This window comes from Radicibacter daui (assembly GCA_030657355.1).
Classification (GTDB): domain Bacteria; phylum Pseudomonadota; class Alphaproteobacteria; order Radicibacterales; family Radicibacteraceae; genus Radicibacter; species Radicibacter daui.
Map to the genome: position 1 here is coordinate 2,415,090 of CP131056.1, position 17,600 is coordinate 2,432,689.

Below are 17,600 nucleotides of genomic sequence, written 5' to 3' on the forward strand. Positions count from 1 at the left end.
AATCGATACTTATAGTCCGAACGCCACAATCCGGCATCAGATTGGGCTTTTTGTTGGCAGGAGAGAATTTTCCTGACTTGATCCTGGCGCCCTTTTCAGGCGGTGCGCCGTGCGCGGCTGAACAATCTTTGCAGACCAAGTGTTACCAACGTCCATAGCAGCACGAAACCGCCAAACAGCAGCCCCTGCTCCAGGGTCGGGTGCGTGATGAGGCGTACCAGTTGATTGCCGACCGCCGAAATGACGATCAGCCCGGGCACCAGCCCCATCGCCGTGCCGATCAGATAATCACGCAATCCGAGCCGGATGGTTCCACACACCAGATTGACGATGGAGAACGGCGCGATCGGCAAGAGTCGCAAGGTGACAACCGCAACAACGCTCTTGTTGTCGAGATTTTGCCGGACACGGTTAATGCGGGGGCCGATCAGCCGCCGCAGCATGGGGCCGCCCAGCCATCGCCCGAAGCAATAGGTGGTGAAGGCACTCGCCAGCGCGGCAGATCCAGCAAGCACAGCACCCTGCCAGCCTCCAAAGACGGTAATGGTGCCGAGGATGAGCAGGTTGACCGGGAACAGCACCAGATCGCCGAGGATGAAAATGACCAGGACCAGCGCCGGCGCCCAGGGCCGGTCCGCCATCTGCCCCAGAAAGTGGGCGAGCTTTTGCGGCTCAACGAATGGCGAATATTGCCAGGCCAGACCCATTACGACCAGCACCCCCAGGGCAAGGGCCGCTTTCATCCAGCCACGCCAGCGTTTACGGGGCGCCTTGTCTCCCGAGGCGGAAAGCCCATCTGAGGGTTGCGGATCGGCAAGGGCGCCAATCCCCTCCAGCGTCTCGTCGGCAAGTTGCGGGTCGACAGGTTGCAAGACGCGCCTGGCCCCGGCGGCGGCAGACGAAGCATCTATCAGGGCCAGCAGGGAGGCATCCGGTTGCGACAGCCGCCGCTCGACATCTTCTGCCGCAAGGCCGAGATGCTCCCCAAGCAGGCGTGCCCGCACGGCGGCAACGCCGGCGCGCTGGGTTTCATTGGCAGCAATAACCGTCAGATCGCACTCGCTGTCTATGGTCATCGACCGGTTGGCGAGATTGGCGGAGCCGACGCGCAGCGCAAGGTCATCCACGATCATCAGCTTGGAATGGACGAAGATGTCGGTCTGGCTGCCATCGGCCCCGGAAACTACCGGGCAAACCAGCCTGACCCGTTCCATCACCCCGGCAGCGTCCAGCACCTGCATGAACCGCGCGCGGCCTCCTTGCATGGCCTGGCTCTCGACCCAACCCGGATATCGGCGCGGTGCAACCATCACCAGTTCCAGACCGGGGCATTTGCGCATGCGGGCGGCAAGTGCTTCCGCTACGCCGGCGGCAGTCAAAAACTGGTTTTCTATATAGATATGACGCTCTGCTGCGCCGATCAGGGCCAGATGCAGGGCTTCCACCTCCCGGATCGCCGGAGCGGTATCGGCCTCCGGCACCGTGCGGGAAATACCGATATCGACATCTAGAAAATCCGGTGTGACCGCGGCCGGCCAGCCGTCGGCAGCCGCCCCGGCGCCCGCCGGCGGCTTCAGTTGCTCACAGGCGGCCCACCGCCAGCGCTGACGCACAAGATCGCCCAGTGCCGCTGCGGCTGGCCCGTCGACCATCATTTGCAGATCATGGAACGGCGGATAACTGGCACCGCGCGGATCTGTCCGGCGCGGATCATCCGGCTTGTGGTGCGGCGTATCCCACCGGCGGCTGGTGATGTCGAGCCCGCCGCAGAAGGCGATACGGTTGTCGATCACGACCAGCTTCTGGTGCTGCGAGCCCCCCAGCGGGGCGCTGTCGTCCAGGCAGATTTCTATCTGCTTCGGGGTGCGCCAGTTGAAGGAATAGAACGGCGCCAGCTCGCGCTCGAGCGCGTAAATGAGCGAATAGTCCCAGAGCAGCAGGCGCACGCGCAGCGCGGGATTGCGGCGCACCAGCGCCGAGAGGAAAGCCGCCAGCGTCACCGGCAGATCATCATCCGGCCGGCCGCTTTCCCCGACCAGCGGTGTACGGCTGTCGAGGTCCCATCCAACGATGTCTATGCTGGAGCGGGCAGCCAGCATGGCGGAACGCAGGGCGGCGTAGTAGCCGGCAGCATCCACGAGCACGGAAGCCCGATGCGCCCGTGCCGTGCGCCAGACAGTGCTACCCGGCCGCAGCAGGGCATGGACCGGTGCGCGCGGAGCATTCGCGGCGAAGGCAGCATGATATCCCGGTTGCGCTTCCGGCAGCTCTTCACCCGCTTCTTGCGCCCTCACCGCCTCTTTCCGCATCTGCCGCACTCCCGCCCGTGATGGCCAAGCGGATGCCAGAACCCGCGCGCCTCCAGCGAGTTAACGGTTGCACTGCGGTAGCGGTTCCAGACGGCCCTCCCCCCTGTTGAAGGGCTGGCAGCCGGATAACAAAAAAAGCCCCGCACCGGGAGGGTGCGAGGCCTTTTGTAACAACACCTCAAAGCAGATTTAGAGGATCTGCTCCAGGAAGGTGCGGGTACGCGGGCTCTGCGGGTTGGAGAAGAACTCTTCGGGTTCGTTCTCTTCCACGATTTCGCCCTTGTCCATGAAGATGACGCGGTCGGCGACAGCCTTGGCGAAGCCCATTTCATGGGTCACGCAGAGCATGGTCATGCCTTCCTTGGCAAGCATCACCATGGTGTCCAGCACCTCCTTGACCATTTCGGGGTCAAGGGCGGAGGTCGGCTCATCGAACAGCATGATGCGCGGGCTCATGCACAGCGAGCGGGCAATCGCCACGCGCTGCTGCTGGCCGCCGGAAACCTGGCCCGGATACTTGTGGGCCTGGTTGGCAATACGCACGCGGTCGAGGAAGTACATCGCCTTCTCCTCGGCCTCCTTGCGCGGCATCTTCTTCACCCATATGGGTGCCAGCGTGCAGTTTTCCAGCACCGTGAGATGCGGGAAAAGATTGAAGTGCTGGAACACCATGCCGACTTCGGCGCGCACGGCATCGATGTTCTTGAGGTTGTCGGTCAGTTCGATCCCGTCGACGGTGATCGAGCCTTCCTGATGTTCCTCAAGGCGGTTGATGCAGCGGATCATGGTGGATTTGCCCGAGCCCGAAGGGCCGCAAACCACGATCTTTTCGCCGCGCTTAACGGAGAGGTTGATGTTCCGCAGAACGTGGAACTCGCCGTACCACTTGTTGAGGTTCTTCAGGAGAACGGCGGGAGTGTTGTCCTCAGCCATGTCTTGTCTGTCTCCCTTGAGCGCCGGTTTCAAGGCCGGCGGTCAATGCTTGTTGCCACGGTTCAGCTTGCGCTCCAGCCACTGGCTGTATTTGGACATGCTGAAGCAGTAGCAGAAGTAGATTAAGGCGACGAAGATGTAGAACTCGCCGAAATAGAGCGCCCAGGGCGGGTCCTGATGGGATGCCTTGGCGAGCGCCAGAATGTCGAACAGGCCGATGATGAGGACCAGCGAGGTGTCCTTGAACATCGAAATGATCGAATTCACGATCGGCGGGATACAGATCTTCAGGGCCTGCGGAAGGATGATGAGCATCATCTTCTTCCAGTAACCCAGACCCAGTGCATCGGCCGCTTCATACTGCCCCTTCGGAATGGCCTGCAGGCCACCACGAACCACCTCGGCCAGATAGGCCGCGGTGAAGAGGATGATGCCGATCTGCGCGCGCAGCAGATTGTTGATGCTCACGCCTTCCGGCAGGAAGAGCGGGAACATGAAACTTGCCATGAAGAGCACGGTGATCAGCGGCACGCCGCGGATCAGCTCGACATAGAGCACGCAGAAGACCTTGATGAAGGGCAGCGAGGAACGCCGGCCAAGAGCCACCAGCACCGCGATCGGGAACGAGCAGATCGATCCGAACACGGCGAGCATCAGAGTCAGCGGCAGACCGTTCCAGAAGTTGGTCGGCACGTCGGGAAGACCAAGACCACCGCCCATCATCCAGAAGAAGAGGAAGAGCGCAACGGCCCACACCGCGATGAGGCGCGGACGCCACATGAAGCGGAAGCCGCTGATGATCATGGCACCGGTGATGGCGAGGCAGGCAATCGCCGCACGCCACTGGTCCTCATAGGGGAACTGGCCGAAGAGAATGAAACGTCCCTTCTCCCAGAGCGATCCCCAGCAGGCACCATGGTCCTGAAGCGCGACGACGCGGCATTCTTCCGACGTCGACGGGCCGAAGCTGGCGTTGATGATAAGCCATTCGACAGCGCCCGGCACAACACGCAGGACGATCACTGCGATCAGCAGCGTCAGCAGTGTGTTGAACCAGCTGTTGAACAGGTTCTGCCGCATCCAGCCAATAGCGCCGACACTGGCCTTGCCCGGGTTGGGACGGACCGGAGAAGACGGTGGGAGCTTGGCTTTCGAATTTGCAGTCGTTGCCATGATCTCAGCGCTCCACCAGCTTGATTTGATGGTTGTACCAGTTCATCAGCAGCGACAACGTCAGGCTGACGGACAGATAGACCACCATCATGAGCGCGATGGCTTCGATGGCCTGGCCGGTCTGGTTCAGCGTGGTGTTGGTGATGCTGGCGATTTCCTGGTAGCCGATGGCAACGCCGAGTGAGCTGTTCTTGGTGATGTTGAGGTACTGGCTCGTCATCGGCGGGATGATGACGCGCAGCGCCTGAGGCAGCACCACCAGACGCAGCACCTGACGGCGGCTGAGCCCGAGCGCATCACCGGCTTCCGTCTGGCCATGGCTGACCGCCTGGATACCGGAACGCACGATTTCCGCAATGAAGGTGCTGGTATAGAAGGTCAGGCCGACGATCATGGCCAGAAGGGCCGTGGACACCGAACCGCCGCCGGTGAGGCTGAAACGGCCGAGAACCGGGGCGTCAACACCCGTCGGGGCACCGCCCACCAGCCAGACCAGCACCGGCACGCCGATGATGGAAGCCAGATAGAGCGGTATGCTGCCGGGGCGCTTGCCGGTCCTGGCCTGCACCTTGTTGGCCCACCGCCAGATAAACACCGCACCGATGATGCCGACGAGCAGGCCAAGCCATACCCAGCCCCAGACGGGGTCCGGCGACATCAGCGGAAAGTTGAGTCCGCGGTTGGAGAAAAACACCTCCGGCAGGATCTGGAGCGCATCCCGCGGCTGCGGCGCGATAGCCGTGATCACCTTCCACCAGAAGATCAGCTGAAGCAGCAGCGGAATGTTGCGGACACCTTCGACATAGGTGAGCGCTAGTTTCGCTACCAGCCAGTTCTTCGACAGGCGCGAGATGCCGACGATGGTGCCAAAAAGAGATGCCAGAACGATGGAGATAAGGGACACGACAAGCGTGTTCACCAAACCGGCAAGCAGCGCACGGCCATAGGAATTGGCAGCAGAGACGCTGATGAACTTGTCGGAAATTTCGAAGCCGGCATTTTTGGTCAGATAACCGAAACCGGTACTGATCTGACGCGCCGCGAGGTTATCCAGTGTGTTGGACACCAGATACCAGGCAGCCAGGACGACCGCCCCAACCAGAATGACCTGGGCGAGAATGGCGCGGAACGTCTCGTTGTGAAGGACGTCGCTGACTGTACGCGAGGCGCCCTCAGACTGGGAAGTTTTGCCCGCCATGTGGCCTTCCTGTTCTGTGCGCTAGACGAAAACGCGGATAAGAAGAAGCCGGGGCGGGTTTCCCCGCCCCGGCCTGCCTGACCAATCCTTAGCGGATCGGCGGAGCGTACATCAGACCACCCTTGGTCCACAGATCGTTCACGCCACGCTTGTCGAGACCGATCGGCACGATATCGCGCTCGTACATCTCGCCGTAGTTACCGACCTGCTTGATGATGTTGTAGACCCACTTGTCGTCAACACCGAGAACCTTGGAACCGATCTGGTCGGTCACGCCCAGCAGACGCTGGATGCCCGGGTTGGTGGACTTCGCCATCTCATCGACGTTCTTGGAGTTGATGCCGAACTCTTCCGTTTCCAGCAGAGCGTACATCGTCCACTTGGCGATGGTGAAGAAGTCGTCATCACCACGACGAACGACCGGGCCGAGCGGCTCCTTGGAAATAACTTCCGGAAGGATCACGTAGTCAGCCGGGTTGGCGAGCTGGGAAGCGCGGGTCGCCGCCAGACCGGAACGGTCGGTGGTGTACACGTCGCAGGAGCCAGCCTGCAGGGCTTCAGCGGCAACGTTGTCGGTTTCGGCAACGAACGGCTTGAAGCTCATGTTGTTGGCGCGGAAATAGTCCGCGAGGTTCAGCTCGGTGGTCGTGCCCGGCTGGATGCAGACGGTGGCGCCGTCGAGCTGCTTGGCGCTTTCCACACCGAGGCTCTTCTTCACGAGGAAGCCCTGGCCGTCATAGAAGTTCACGCCGGCGAACTCGAGGCCCAGAGAGGCGTCGCGGGTGATCGTCCAGGTGGTGTTGCGCGACAGAACGTCGATCTCACCGGACTGCAGGGCGGTGAAGCGCTGCTGGGCGGTCAGCGGGGAGAATTCAACCTTGCTGGCATCGCCGAAAATGGCGGTGGCGAGAGCACGGCAGTAGTCAACGTCGATGCCGGTCCACTTGCCCTGGCTGTCGGCGATCGAGAAACCGGCAAGACCGGTGGAAACGCCGCACTTGAGCGAACCACGGGACTTGATGGCATCAAGCGTGGTGCCAGCGTGAGCTGCACCGGCGCCGATGGCCATGGCTGAGGCGGCCAGAACCGCCAATCCAAACTTCTTCATCTGTAGACCTTCCCTGTGACAGACGGAGTGCCGGTCGTTACTTGTCCGGCTTTATGGAGCTTGTCGCTCTTGGGGCACCGCAACATTCGTGCCGCCCCTGAAGAGCGGCGGCTAATGTCGCGATACATTTCGCCTACCACAGCAAATCGCCCTGCTCAAGACTGGTGCAAAGATTAAAATTTACGCATTTACGCCTGCATAATGAGCAAATATCCCCGTTTGCCCTGCTGGCAGGTGGCATCAATGTGGCCCAACGCCGCAAAAATCGCGCATTTTAAACACTTTAGATGCACCCACCGTTCCGGCTGACGTGGCTCGTGGCGCCTGCAAAGCATCCAGTCCGGATTGCTCCGCAAACAGTCGAATGGACCGCGATAAATGGCAGCTGCCAGATTGAACGCGGTTTCAATCTGGAAATACGAATCTGCTCCGGTGGCACACTCCGGCAGGCGATACGTCGATGAATGCTGCGGGCGCGAATTCACCCGGCGCATCGCTTGACTTGGCGGGCCTGGAGGTGCGTCCTTGCGCGGCGGCCAGCTAAAGCCACCGCCGCGCGCAAATGGACGGAAAGCCGATGACAACGGACATGACCTTTCTCGACGAAGTACGGTTCAACAGCGATGGGCTGGTCCCGGCCATCGCCCAGCAGCATGACAGCGGTGAAGTGCTGATGATGGCATGGATGAACCGCCAGTCGCTGGCGGAAACGCTGGAAACAGGCCATGTCTGTTACTGGTCGCGCTCGCGTGGCACCTTCTGGCGCAAGGGCGAGACATCGGGCCAGGTGCAGAAGCTGAAGGCCGTACGCCTCGATTGCGATGGCGACGCCCTGCTGCTGCTGGTGGACCAGACCGGCCCGGCCTGTCATACCGGTCGCCGGTCCTGCTTTTATCGTGAAGCACGCAAGGGCGACTGGCACACGCTCGATGAGCCGCTGATCGCCCCCGAGGACCTCTACGGGCGCTGAAAGGCCCCTTTCGAACCTTGGTCAACCAACCGGAACAGAATCCCGATGAGCATCACCCGTCTCGGCACCGGCAAGCGCATGAGCGAAGCCGTCATCCATAACGGCACCGTCTATCTCGCTGGCCAGGTCGGCGACCCTGCCGGCGATATCACCGCGCAGGCCAAGTCCGCGCTGGCGGAAGTCGATCGCCTGCTGGCCGAAGCTGGCACCGACAAGACGCGCATCCTGCAAACCATCATCTGGCTTGCCGATATCAAGGATTTCGATGCGATGAATGTGGTGTGGGAAAGCTGGGTGGCCCCTGGTCATACCCCGGCCCGCGCCACCGGCGAAGCCAAGCTGGCGACGCCGGACTACAAGGTCGAATTCATCGTGACCGCCGCCCTGCCCTGATCCGGGCAGATGGCAGAGCCGCAAGGGGCGCTTTTGGGCTCCTTGCGGCAATTTTTTCAAAATATCTCGGGCAGTCCGCCGGAAATGCGCATCACGCAATCGAGCCCCGCCTTCTGGCGCGCCAACATTGCCCTCTTTCTTTCTGCCTTCTCCGTGTTCGCGCTGCTCTACTCCGTGCAGCCGCTGTTGCCGGTGTTTTCTGCCGAATTTGCGCTCAACGCCGGCCAGAGCTCGCTTTCCCTTTCGGTAACCACCGGCGTTCTCGCCTTTGCCATGGTGCTCGCCAGCTGGCTTGCCGATCGCTGGGGCCGGCGCGAACTGATGACGGTCTGCCTGCTGCTCTCCGGTCTTATCGGGCTCGCCATCGCCTTCATTCCGCACTGGGGCAGCATTGTGGCCCTGCGCGCCCTGCTCGGCCTCAGCCTCAGCGGCGTGCCGGCTGTCGCCATGGTCTACCTCTCGGAGGAGATGGCGCCCGAAGCCTTCGGCTTCAGCATGGGGCTTTATATAGGCGGCAATGCCATCGGCGGCATGGCGGGCCGCCTGCTGATCGGCATTCTCTCCGACTATATCTCATGGCGGTTTGCACTCGGCGCGCTCGGCCTGCTGGTGCTGGTCAATTGCGCCGCCTTCTGGTGGCTGTTGCCTCCTCCCCGGCATTCCCACCGCCAGCGCATGAATGCCGGAGCTTTTCTTGCGGCCGTCGGCGCCTCGTTCCGGGACAGGGGGTTGCGGCTGCTTTTTGCCGAAGCGCTGCTGCTGATGGGCGCCTTCGTCACACTCTATAACTATACCGGCTTCCGCCTGACACAGGCGCCCTACAGCCTCAGCCAGACTGCCGTTTCCTTCATCTTCGTCATTTATCTGGTGGGCACCGGCAGCTCGGCCTGGATGGGGGCGCTGGCCGGCCGGCTCGGACGGCGCAAGGTACTGTGGCTGATGACGCTGGTGATGGCGCTTGGCCTGGCGCTCACCTGCCTGCCGCATGTGACCACCGTCATCGCCGGGCTTGCGGTGACCACCTTCGGCTTCTTCGGCGGCCATTCGATTGCCAGCAGCTGGGTTGGGCGGCGCGCCCGCAGCGCAAGGGCACAGGCTTCCGCCCTCTATCTCTTTTTCTATTATGCCGGCTCCAGCATCCTCGGCACGGCGGGTGGTTTCGCCTGGACGGGCATGGGGTGGGCCGGCGTGGTAGCGGTGAGCGGCGGTGCGATCCTTGCCGCGTTCCTCATCTCCGTCCGTCTCTTCTTCCTGCCGCCGCTGGCGATCCCGGAAACACCGGTAGAGGAGCCCCAGGCGCTCTGAAGCTGGCGTAACGACCAGAGAAGCTTCCCCCTCAGGGGTCGCAGGAGGTGGCGTCGGCAAGCCCGAAAAGATCGGCGGCTTTCTCTCGCTCGACGGCGAAGCGGGAAAAAGTCCCGTCCTCATCGCGCAGCCAATGCTCCAGTTCGTCGGCCGGAACGGGGGGCGACAGCAGATAACCCTGCACAACCTCACAGCCATGGGCTTCAAGAAATTCACATTGTTTCCGGTTTTCAACACCTTCGGCGACGATCGTGAGACCGAGGCTGTCTCCGATCCCGATCACCGAGGAAGCGATGGCGCGGGAGGCGGAACTCTCTTCCAGATCGAACACAAAGCTGCGGTCGATCTTGAGTTCCTTGATTGGAAGCCGCGAAATGAGGCTGAGGCTGGAGTAACCGGTTCCGAAATCATCCACCGAAAGCTGCACGCCCAGAGCCGCGATGGCGTCGACATTGCCGCGCGTAGCGCCGCTGTGGTCCATCATCGCGCTTTCTGTAATTTCCAGCGTAAGAGCCTGAGGCGGCAGGTGATTTTCCCGCAAGGTCTCTTCCACCAGCCGTGCCAGATCGGGACTGCGGAAATTCTGCGGAGACAGATTGACGGAGACACAGGGAACATCCAGCCCTGCATCGCGCCATGCCCCCAACTGCCGGCAGGCGGTGCGCAGCGCCCATTTCCCGAAGGTTTCTCCGAGCCCTGCCACCTCGGCCAGAGGAACGAATTCGGCCGGCGAGACCGGGCCCAGAGACGGGTGTTTCCAGCGGGCAAGCGCTTCTACCCCGTGCAGCTTCCCATCCGACAGGCCGATCTGCGGCTGGTAGTACAGCTCAAGTTTGTTGCCCAGCAGCGCGTCATGCAGAGCGCCCTCGAGCTTCAGCCGCTCTTCCGCCAGCAGACTGGCTTCTGCATTGAAAAACCGGAAACCGGGCTGGCCGAGGCGCCGCGCCTCGTTAAGGGCAAGTCCCGCCTGCCGGATAAGGATCGTCGCGCTGGCCCCATCCGCCGGGAAGAGGCTGATCCCGATGGTAATCGCAAGGCTGAGGGAGAACTCACCGCTAACGACCGGCTCCTCGAACGCAGCAAGGAGTGCAGTCGCCAGATCGGCGCTTGAAACTTCATCCATCCCCGGCCGCAGGAGCAAAAGCTCTTCACCGCCCAGCCGGCCAACCAGACCGTCCGTGCCCGCGAAGTGCCGTAGCCGCTCGCAGGCCCCCAGCAACAGCTCATCGCCCGCGTCATGGCCGAGCGCTTCATTCACCTGCCGCAGGCGGCTGAGATCGAGATAGAACACCGCTGCCGTCTCGCCGGCGTTCATCCGGCCGAGCGCTTCGTCCATCTGCTGCCGGAAAAAGGTGCGGTTCGGCAGACCCGTCAGCGGGTCATAATGAGCCAGGCGGCGGATGTGGCTGCTGCTTTCACTGCGCTCAATAGCAAGCGCACAAAGATCAACACAGGCCTCGACTATTTCCGTGTGACGCGCCGAGGGTCCGCGGATACTGCGGTAGTAGAAAGCAAAGGCTCCCGCCGCCCTGCCGCTGCCCATCATGATCGGGCTCGACCAGCAGGCCAGCAACCCCTCGGACAATGGAAACTCCTTGAAATCCTGCCATTTCGGATCGTTCGCGATATCCCGGGACAGGACCGGCAGGCCTGTGGCAACGGCCGTGCCGCAGGAGCCGACATTGACCCCTACCCCCAGCCCCAGATAGGCGCTGCGCATCCGCGGCGAGAGGCTGGGCCCGACCATCATGTCGATAAAGCCCCGCTCGTCCACATGGACGACGGAACACACGACCTCGGGCGCGATCGCTTCCACCTCCCGGCACAGGATATCCCACACGGCCAGCAGATCGACGTCGCGGACGACCGCAGCAAGCACCTTGTGCTGAAGCAGCTGGAGCTGCTTGCGGTGGGTGACATCATCGTAGAGCGTGCCCCAGCATCGGAGCGCTCCGCCGGATGTGAACACCGGCACCTGACTCATCGAGACCCAGAGTTTCCTGCCGGACCTTGTCGATGCCAGCATCTTTCCCTGGTATCGCTCTCCTGCAGCGATTGCCGCGCCGAGCCGCTCCAGTTCGTCGCCATTCTCCTTGTCATCGAGCACCAGATCGGGCGCGGCGCGGCCGAGCACATCGCCCTGGCCGTAGCCGAACAGCGTGGTGAAGGCCCGGTTCACATAGAGTGCGCGACCGGCAGGATCAGACACCACGATGACGCGGTCCGTCTGATCGGCGACATAGGAAAGCAGCTCCTGTTCCGTGGAGAAAGGGACTGCTGGCTGAAGGTCTTCGCCCATCAAGCTCCTGTGCCCGGTTCACGGGGCGCCGGCCGTTCAGTTACCGCAGGCGCCGGGTTTGACACTTTTGAAGCGTAGTATGGGCGGAACTGGTGGCAGACCTCAAGCTCACCGCTCGGATAGTTGAAAACTTGGGAAGCAGTGCGCCTAGAATATCGCGCTGACGGCCCCGATGCCGCTTGCCTGCGCGGTTACCTTGCGAACATGCCCGGGCAGTTCGGTAGCCGGAGTCCGCGCCCCGGTGATGACGACATGGCCGGCCCGAATGGCCAGCCCTCGCCCGGCAGCATGATTGGCAAGCCAGACCAATGTGTCGATCACCTCTGCAGTCGACGGGCCGCCCGGCCCCCGCAAGGTCTCTCCGCCATCGAAATTCAGCTCGAAAGCAACATCGGCAAACTCGAGCGACTGCCAGTTCTCGATGCCATCCCCAAGAACGACGGCCGCGTTATTCTGCAAATCGGCAAGGGAAAGCAGCGCCGGCATCGCCCGTCGGTCGCGGAACCGGGAAGACAGAACTTCCAGTGCACAATGAACCGAGCCGATAGCCCCGATAACGGTATCGGCATCGACCGGTGCGGCGCCGGCTGGAATATCCCGGCTGAAACGCACCGCGATCTCCGCCTCCACAAGCGGGCGGCTGACAAAGGGAGCGCCTGACAGGTCCGCAGGCGACATCGAAAAATCCCGGCGCAGCAGCGCCGCACAGCGCGGCTCATCACCCCCGACGCCTGTCGGCCCCACCTTCCACGCTGAATGCCCGCCAAGGCGTGTGACAATCCGGTCCTGGATGGCATAGGCCTCGGCAACGGTTGCCGGCAACGCGTCATCAGACGGGATCTCGAGCGGTTGACGATCCTGGCGGGCCGCGATGAGCATCCCGACGAGCGCAGAGTGTTCTGAAGTTTGCATGAAGACGGGGTCCGGCCTGATGGATTGACGGTCAGCAGCCTGCGCTGTTGCCCGGCACGATAACACCCGGACGGGCCTGCTTGTCCCGCAAGAAACGCTTATATTGCTGGCCGTTAAATGCAAAAGGCACCCGCGAAGAGGTGCCTTTTGCTGAATCGTGAAGATGGCGCGCCCGGCAGGAATCGAACCTGCAACCGGCCGCTTAGAAGGCGGCTGCTCTATCCGGTTGAGCTACGGGCGCTTTGCCAGCTCGCGGGGAAACTGCCGTCAGGGGTTAGGACGGGTAAGGTCCGGACGGAAGTTCATGGCGTAGTTGTTCGGACGAACCTTGCGCTGATGCGGGATCTGGACGGTGTATTCGAGGCCCTTCTTCTGCGCGAAGGCGACAGCCTCTTCCAGCGTTTCGAACTTGATGCGCACCTGGCCATTGGTGTCGCCGGCACTCACCCAACCCATCAGCGGCTCCGGCGTGCGGGCGGTGGCGTTCTCATACTCCAGCACCCACTCCTTGGTCTTGCCGAGGGCGGACTGCATGGCGTTGCGAGCGGGGCGGTAGATCGTGGCCTTCATCAAGCATCCATCCGGATTAAGGTCTGCGGGGGAGAAACCAGCTAACGGCAAGCATAGCGCCAAATCGCTGAATTCCACCGAAAAATTCCAGATGGTCGGGACGCCCAGATTCGAACTGGGGGCCTGCAGTACCCAAAACTGCCGCGCTACCAGGCTGCGCTACGCCCCGACCGTGGGCATCCCTTACACCAAACTCTCCGGCGGCTTCAAGCTATCGCCGCATGCCGGAGCAAATCCGGTGCTATTCCACCGCGTTATGGAGAAACGGCGCCTTTGCAGGCGAGCTACTGGGTCTGTCTGACACCGCCGACGATGGCGACATGGTCGCCTTCATGCACCCCCAGCATCGCCGTGACCCCGCCATTGACCTCCAGTACGTAACGCACAGGCACCTGCGAGGAGATCGGCGTTTCGTCATGCGGGATGGCGCGCTCATGGATGTGCCGGATGACCCCGGCGGAATCGATGAAGAGCATATCGAGCGGGATCAGCGTGTTGCGCATCCAGAACTGCACTTCCGCCTGACGGTCGAAGACGAAGAGCATGCCGCCATCCAGCGCCAGATGATCACGGAACATCAGCCCCTGCTCGCGCGAGGCCGGGGTATCCACCACCTCGGCCGTAATCTTCGCCTGACGGCCCGATTTCATCGCGATGATGAGCTCGGCGCTCTTGGCTGCCTCCGCCCGCGGGGAAACCAGGGCAAGCCCGGCGCCGATCATCAGCGCCAGCACCATCATCAGCACTCGCAAACCGCCTTGTCCCCTGGCCTTTACAGCCTGCATCTCTGCTCTCTCCTGAAACCTGATGTTCTCACGATGCCGCCAGATCGAGCCAGCGGCCAAGCACCTGCGCACCATAGTCACGCGCCGCCTGCGCATAACGGCTGAGATCGGCTTCCAGCACGGCGCCAACCCCTGCCCGTTCCGGCCGGCTGCCATACCATTTGTCGAACCAGAGCCGCGCCTCGGCCTCTCCGGCCTCGATATGGCACTGAAAGGCATAACTCCGGTTACCGTGTCGCCAGATCTGGACCGGCGTATGGCGGCTGCCGGCCAGCAATACCGCCTGCGGTGGCAGCGACATGGTGTCCTGATGAGATTCCAGTACCGGAGCCCTCTCCAGCCCGGCAATCAACGGGTCCTGCAATCCCGCGTCCGTTTGCCGCAACGGCACATAACCCCATTCGAGGCCAGCAGGATGGCGGAAACTCTGCCCGCCAAAAGCCCGCGCCATCACCTGAGCGCCAAGGCAGATGCCCAGCACCGGTTTGCCGGCACCATCGAACTCGCGCACCAGCGCCATCTCCAGCGCAGCAGCCGGGAAATTCTCATCGTCATAGGAGTCCTGCGGGCCGCCCAGCACAATGAGCCCGTCGAAGCCCGCAACGCCATACTTTCCGGCCAGCAATTCGGCGGGCGACACCCGGACCGCCGTGACATTGCGCCGGGTCAGGACAGGGGCAAAATGCGCAAGGGGTGCCGTGGGGGCATTCTCCACAACCAGCACAGTCTTCATTGCCCGCTACCCGTCCTTGCCGCTGTTTTGCCAATCGATACCGGGGCGATGCTACGCCGATGCACGGCTTGCGATATGGCCCTCTTGGGCGCTTTATACCATTGAAAAGAAGACAAATGACAGGTGAAGGGAGACGCCGGCATGAAATCGAAGCCAAGCCTCGGACTGGCTCTCGGCGCGGGCGTTGCGCGCGGGTGGGCACATATCGGCATCCTCAGATCGCTGAAGCGCGCCGGGATAGAGCCCGACATCGTTGCCGGCACCTCCATCGGTTCCGTGGTCGCGGGCTGCCACCTCACCGGCAAGCTGGATGATCTTGAAAAATGGGCCCGTAGCCTCACCACCTGGCGCGTCATCAGCTATCTCGATTTCCGGGTTTCTTCCGGCGGCATCATCGGCGGCGGCAAGCTGAAACAGGAGTTGCGCAACAACCTCGGCCAGACCCGTATCGAGGATGTGTCCAAGCCGCTGCGGCTGATGGCGACAGACCTGACCACCGGCCACGAGGTGTGGTTGCGGGAGGGCGATCTTGTAGACGCCATGGCGGCTTCCTATGCCCTGCCCGGCATCTTTCCCCCGGTGGCGTTGCAGGACCGCTGGCTGGTCGATGGTGCCCTCGTCAACCCGATCCCGGTTTCCGTCTGCCGCGCGCTTGGCGCGCAGGTCATCATCGCCTGCAACCTCGGCGCCGACATGATCGGCCGCACCCAGATCGGCAACAGCGTGCCGCGCGCGGCCGGGTTCGATCTGCTGGATGAACTCGACAAGGGAGCGACGCCCGGGTCAGGCTCGCGTATGGACTGGCTGACCAAGCGTATCTTCGGCCGGCCTGCCGGCAGCCCCAGCATGTTCGGCACCATGGTTTCCGCCCTTGCCATCGTGCAGGACCGTATCGCCCGCTCCCGCCTTGCCGGCGAACCGCCGGACGTGCATGTGACCCCGCGTGTCGGCCATATCGGCATGCTGGAATTCCAGCGGGCAAGCGAGCTGATCGATCTGGGAGAGGCCGCGATGGAAGCGGCCATGCCGGAGCTGAAAGACGCTCTCGCCATCGCGAGCCTGCATGTCAATGGCGGTGGGCTCCGCACCTGAAATCGCGTGAAACGTCGATTGAAGTTTCAACGGCACCAGATCATAACGGGTTCATCATGATTTTCATTGCTACCGATTTTGGCCTTGCCGGGCCCTACACCGGCCAGATGAAGGCCGTGCTGGCTGCCGCGGCGCCCGGCGTGCCGGTCATCGACCTTTTTGCCGATATTCCCGCCTTCAACCACAAGGCTGCCGCCTATCTTCTTGGCGCCTATGCCCCCTTCCAGCCAGCCGACAGCACCTTTTTATGTGTGGTCGATCCGGGGGTTGGCAGCAGCCGGGCCCCGGTGGCGGTCGAAGCAGACAGCCGGTTTTTTGTCGGTCCGGACAATGGTCTTTTCAGCCAGATCATCCGCCGTGCCGATGCCTGCCGGGCCTGGCGCATCGACTGGCAGCCGCCGGGGATGTCCGTCAGCTTCCACGGCCGTGACCTGTTCGCCCCCATCGCGGCCCGTTTGGCGACAAAGATGCCCTTCGAACGCAGCGAGATCGATCCGGCGACACTCGACCGTCCGGACTGGCCGGACGATCTGGCGGAGGTTATCTATCACGATCATTACGGAAACGTGATGACCGGATTGCGGACACATACCGTGCCGGCCGGCGCCCGGCTGATTGCCGGCGGCAAGTTCCTGCCCCCGGCGCATACTTTCTCGTCCGTGCCGCAGGGCGAGGCTTTCTGGTACGGCAACTCCAATGGACTGGCTGAAATCGCCGTCAATCAGGGGCGGGCTGGTGATCTGGCCGGACTTGCGGTAGGTGATCCGATCAGGATCGTGACCTAGCCTCTTATCGCTTAGGCAATGAACAGGCAGCTGGTGCCAGCCACAGCAAGCGCCGCCCCCAGCCATGCCCAGCCGGCGGGGCGTTCGCGGGTTACAGCCCACAGCACCGGCAGCACCAGAATTGGCGAGGTGGCGGAAAGGGTCGCCACCAGCCCCGCTTCGCCGGTTGCCAGTGCCTGCAAAAGCAGTGTCATGCCGAGCGCCATGCCGATGGCGCCGCTGAGCGCCACGCGCCCTACCAGCCGCCAGTTGAGTTTCGGCCCGGCATAACGCCGGCTGGCGGGCAGCAGGAACCAGAGCGTCAGCACAACCGCCGAAACCGCCGTGCGTACCGCAGAGGCCGCAACCGGATCGACGCCATGCTGCATTACCGGCTTGGCGATCAGCACGCCAAGCGCCTGGCACAGCGCGGCGGCAAGGCCAAAGGCAATCCCCTGCCACAACGGCCCCTGCACGGCCTCCCACTGATGGATCTGCGCCCGGCGCTTGCCGAACAGAATGGCGATGACGACGCCGATGGTGACCAGAAGGCAGCCGCCGGCAGCCACGGGCGCCAGCGTATCGCCCAGAAAGAGCCACGCCAGCAGCACCGTCATCGGCGCGTTGGTGGCGAAAACCACAGCATTGCGCCGCGGCCCCACCCGGCGCAGGCCGGCAAAAAGCAGGGTATCGCCCAGAAGGATGCCCACAACACCGGAGAGCACCAGCGCACCGAACATCTCTGGCCGCAGCGCGTGCCAGGCACCGGTCAGGAGCGCCATCAGCCACAACATCGCCGTGACGATGCTCATGCGCAGCCGGTTGAAGGCAAGAGCCCCCAGAACCCGTGACGGCTCGACTGAAATCATGCCGCCAACAGCCCAGCAAAGCGCTGCGCCGAGCGCCGCTACGACCGTAAAAATCATCTCGCCGTTCCACCCGGACACACTGTTAGCCCGTGCCTTCTCGATCTTGCGGGGCACGATACAAAACAGGCGGGACAAGATTGTCCCGCCTGCTGCGCCTTATATCAGCCCGGTTGCGAAACGCATCGGG

16 protein-coding genes and 2 tRNA genes are annotated in these 17,600 nt (G+C 62.7%); 5 read left to right on the plus strand and 13 right to left on the minus strand.

The genetic code is table 11. The features are described 5' to 3' along the window. Window positions 1–95: 95 nt before the first annotated feature. The 5 genes from QTL98_RS11385 to QTL98_RS11405 form a co-directional block, all read right to left on the minus strand. Window positions 96–2,309, minus strand: coding sequence for a VTT domain-containing protein (locus tag QTL98_RS11385; RefSeq protein WP_445678604.1), 2,214 nt, complete (start codon window positions 2,307–2,309; stop codon window positions 96–98). 189 nt (window positions 2,310–2,498) lie between these two features. After that, window positions 2,499–3,242 carry an amino acid ABC transporter ATP-binding protein gene (locus tag QTL98_RS11390; RefSeq protein ID WP_445678605.1) on the minus strand — a complete coding sequence of 248 codons (744 nt, stop codon included), beginning with the start codon at window positions 3,240–3,242 and terminating at the stop codon, window positions 2,499–2,501. A gap of 42 nt (window positions 3,243–3,284) precedes the next feature. Next, entirely contained in the window at window positions 3,285–4,415 is a 1,131-nt protein-coding gene (locus QTL98_RS11395) for an amino acid ABC transporter permease (protein ID WP_445678606.1), read from the minus strand. Window positions 4,416–4,419: 4 nt separating this feature from the next. Next, window positions 4,420–5,613, minus strand: coding sequence for an amino acid ABC transporter permease (locus QTL98_RS11400; protein ID WP_445678607.1), 1,194 nt, complete (start codon window positions 5,611–5,613; stop codon window positions 4,420–4,422). Window positions 5,614–5,701: 88 nt separating this feature from the next. Next, a complete protein-coding gene (locus QTL98_RS11405; RefSeq protein WP_445678608.1) occupies window positions 5,702–6,721 on the minus strand; it encodes an amino acid ABC transporter substrate-binding protein in 1,020 nt (339 codons plus the stop codon). A 577-nt stretch (window positions 6,722–7,298) separates the two neighbouring features. Between QTL98_RS11405 and hisI the strand changes: the two genes are divergently transcribed. From hisI to QTL98_RS11420, 3 genes are all read left to right on the plus strand, one after another. After that, window positions 7,299–7,691, plus strand: coding sequence for a phosphoribosyl-AMP cyclohydrolase (hisI, locus tag QTL98_RS11410; RefSeq protein WP_445678609.1), 393 nt, complete (start codon window positions 7,299–7,301; stop codon window positions 7,689–7,691). A gap of 45 nt (window positions 7,692–7,736) precedes the next feature. After that, window positions 7,737–8,084, plus strand: coding sequence for a RidA family protein (locus QTL98_RS11415; protein WP_445678610.1), 348 nt, complete (start codon window positions 7,737–7,739; stop codon window positions 8,082–8,084). 84 nt (window positions 8,085–8,168) lie between these two features. Continuing rightward, window positions 8,169–9,389: an MFS transporter gene (locus QTL98_RS11420; RefSeq protein ID WP_445678611.1), complete on the plus strand. Its 1,221-nt coding sequence runs from the start codon at window positions 8,169–8,171 to the stop codon at window positions 9,387–9,389. Between the two features lie 31 nt (window positions 9,390–9,420). On the opposite strand, the gene QTL98_RS11425 is transcribed toward QTL98_RS11420, so the two are convergent. The 7 genes from QTL98_RS11425 to QTL98_RS11455 form a co-directional block, all read right to left on the minus strand. After that, complete coding sequence (locus tag QTL98_RS11425; protein ID WP_445678612.1) at window positions 9,421–11,688, minus strand: EAL domain-containing protein; 2,268 nt, start codon at window positions 11,686–11,688, stop codon at window positions 9,421–9,423. 147 nt (window positions 11,689–11,835) lie between these two features. After that, entirely contained in the window at window positions 11,836–12,600 is a 765-nt protein-coding gene (locus QTL98_RS11430) for a 2-keto-4-pentenoate hydratase (protein ID WP_445678613.1), read from the minus strand. A gap of 164 nt (window positions 12,601–12,764) precedes the next feature. Next, window positions 12,765–12,841 (minus strand) — tRNA-Arg (locus tag QTL98_RS11435). A gap of 26 nt (window positions 12,842–12,867) precedes the next feature. Further along, entirely contained in the window at window positions 12,868–13,170 is a 303-nt protein-coding gene (locus QTL98_RS11440) for an ETC complex I subunit (protein ID WP_445678614.1), read from the minus strand. Between the two features lie 92 nt (window positions 13,171–13,262). Then, a tRNA-Pro gene (locus QTL98_RS11445) sits at window positions 13,263–13,339 on the minus strand. A gap of 115 nt (window positions 13,340–13,454) precedes the next feature. Continuing rightward, window positions 13,455–13,955, minus strand: a complete 501-nt coding sequence (locus QTL98_RS11450; RefSeq protein WP_445678615.1) for a DUF192 domain-containing protein — start codon at window positions 13,953–13,955, stop codon at window positions 13,455–13,457. A gap of 28 nt (window positions 13,956–13,983) precedes the next feature. Beyond that, window positions 13,984–14,688 carry a type 1 glutamine amidotransferase gene (locus QTL98_RS11455; protein WP_445678616.1) on the minus strand — a complete coding sequence of 235 codons (705 nt, stop codon included), beginning with the start codon at window positions 14,686–14,688 and terminating at the stop codon, window positions 13,984–13,986. Between the two features lie 141 nt (window positions 14,689–14,829). Here QTL98_RS11455 and QTL98_RS11460 point away from each other — a divergent pair, with 141 nt between their 5' ends. After that, window positions 14,830–15,780 carry a patatin-like phospholipase family protein gene (locus tag QTL98_RS11460; protein ID WP_445678617.1) on the plus strand — a complete coding sequence of 317 codons (951 nt, stop codon included), beginning with the start codon at window positions 14,830–14,832 and terminating at the stop codon, window positions 15,778–15,780. A gap of 56 nt (window positions 15,781–15,836) precedes the next feature. After that, window positions 15,837–16,565 carry an SAM hydrolase/SAM-dependent halogenase family protein gene (locus QTL98_RS11465; protein WP_445678618.1) on the plus strand — a complete coding sequence of 243 codons (729 nt, stop codon included), beginning with the start codon at window positions 15,837–15,839 and terminating at the stop codon, window positions 16,563–16,565. An 11-nt stretch (window positions 16,566–16,576) separates the two neighbouring features. Here QTL98_RS11465 and QTL98_RS11470 read toward each other — a convergent pair whose 3' ends face one another. Then, a complete protein-coding gene (locus tag QTL98_RS11470) occupies window positions 16,577–17,470 on the minus strand; it encodes a DMT family transporter (RefSeq protein WP_445678619.1) in 894 nt (297 codons plus the stop codon). Between the last annotated feature and the right edge of the window lie 130 nt (window positions 17,471–17,600).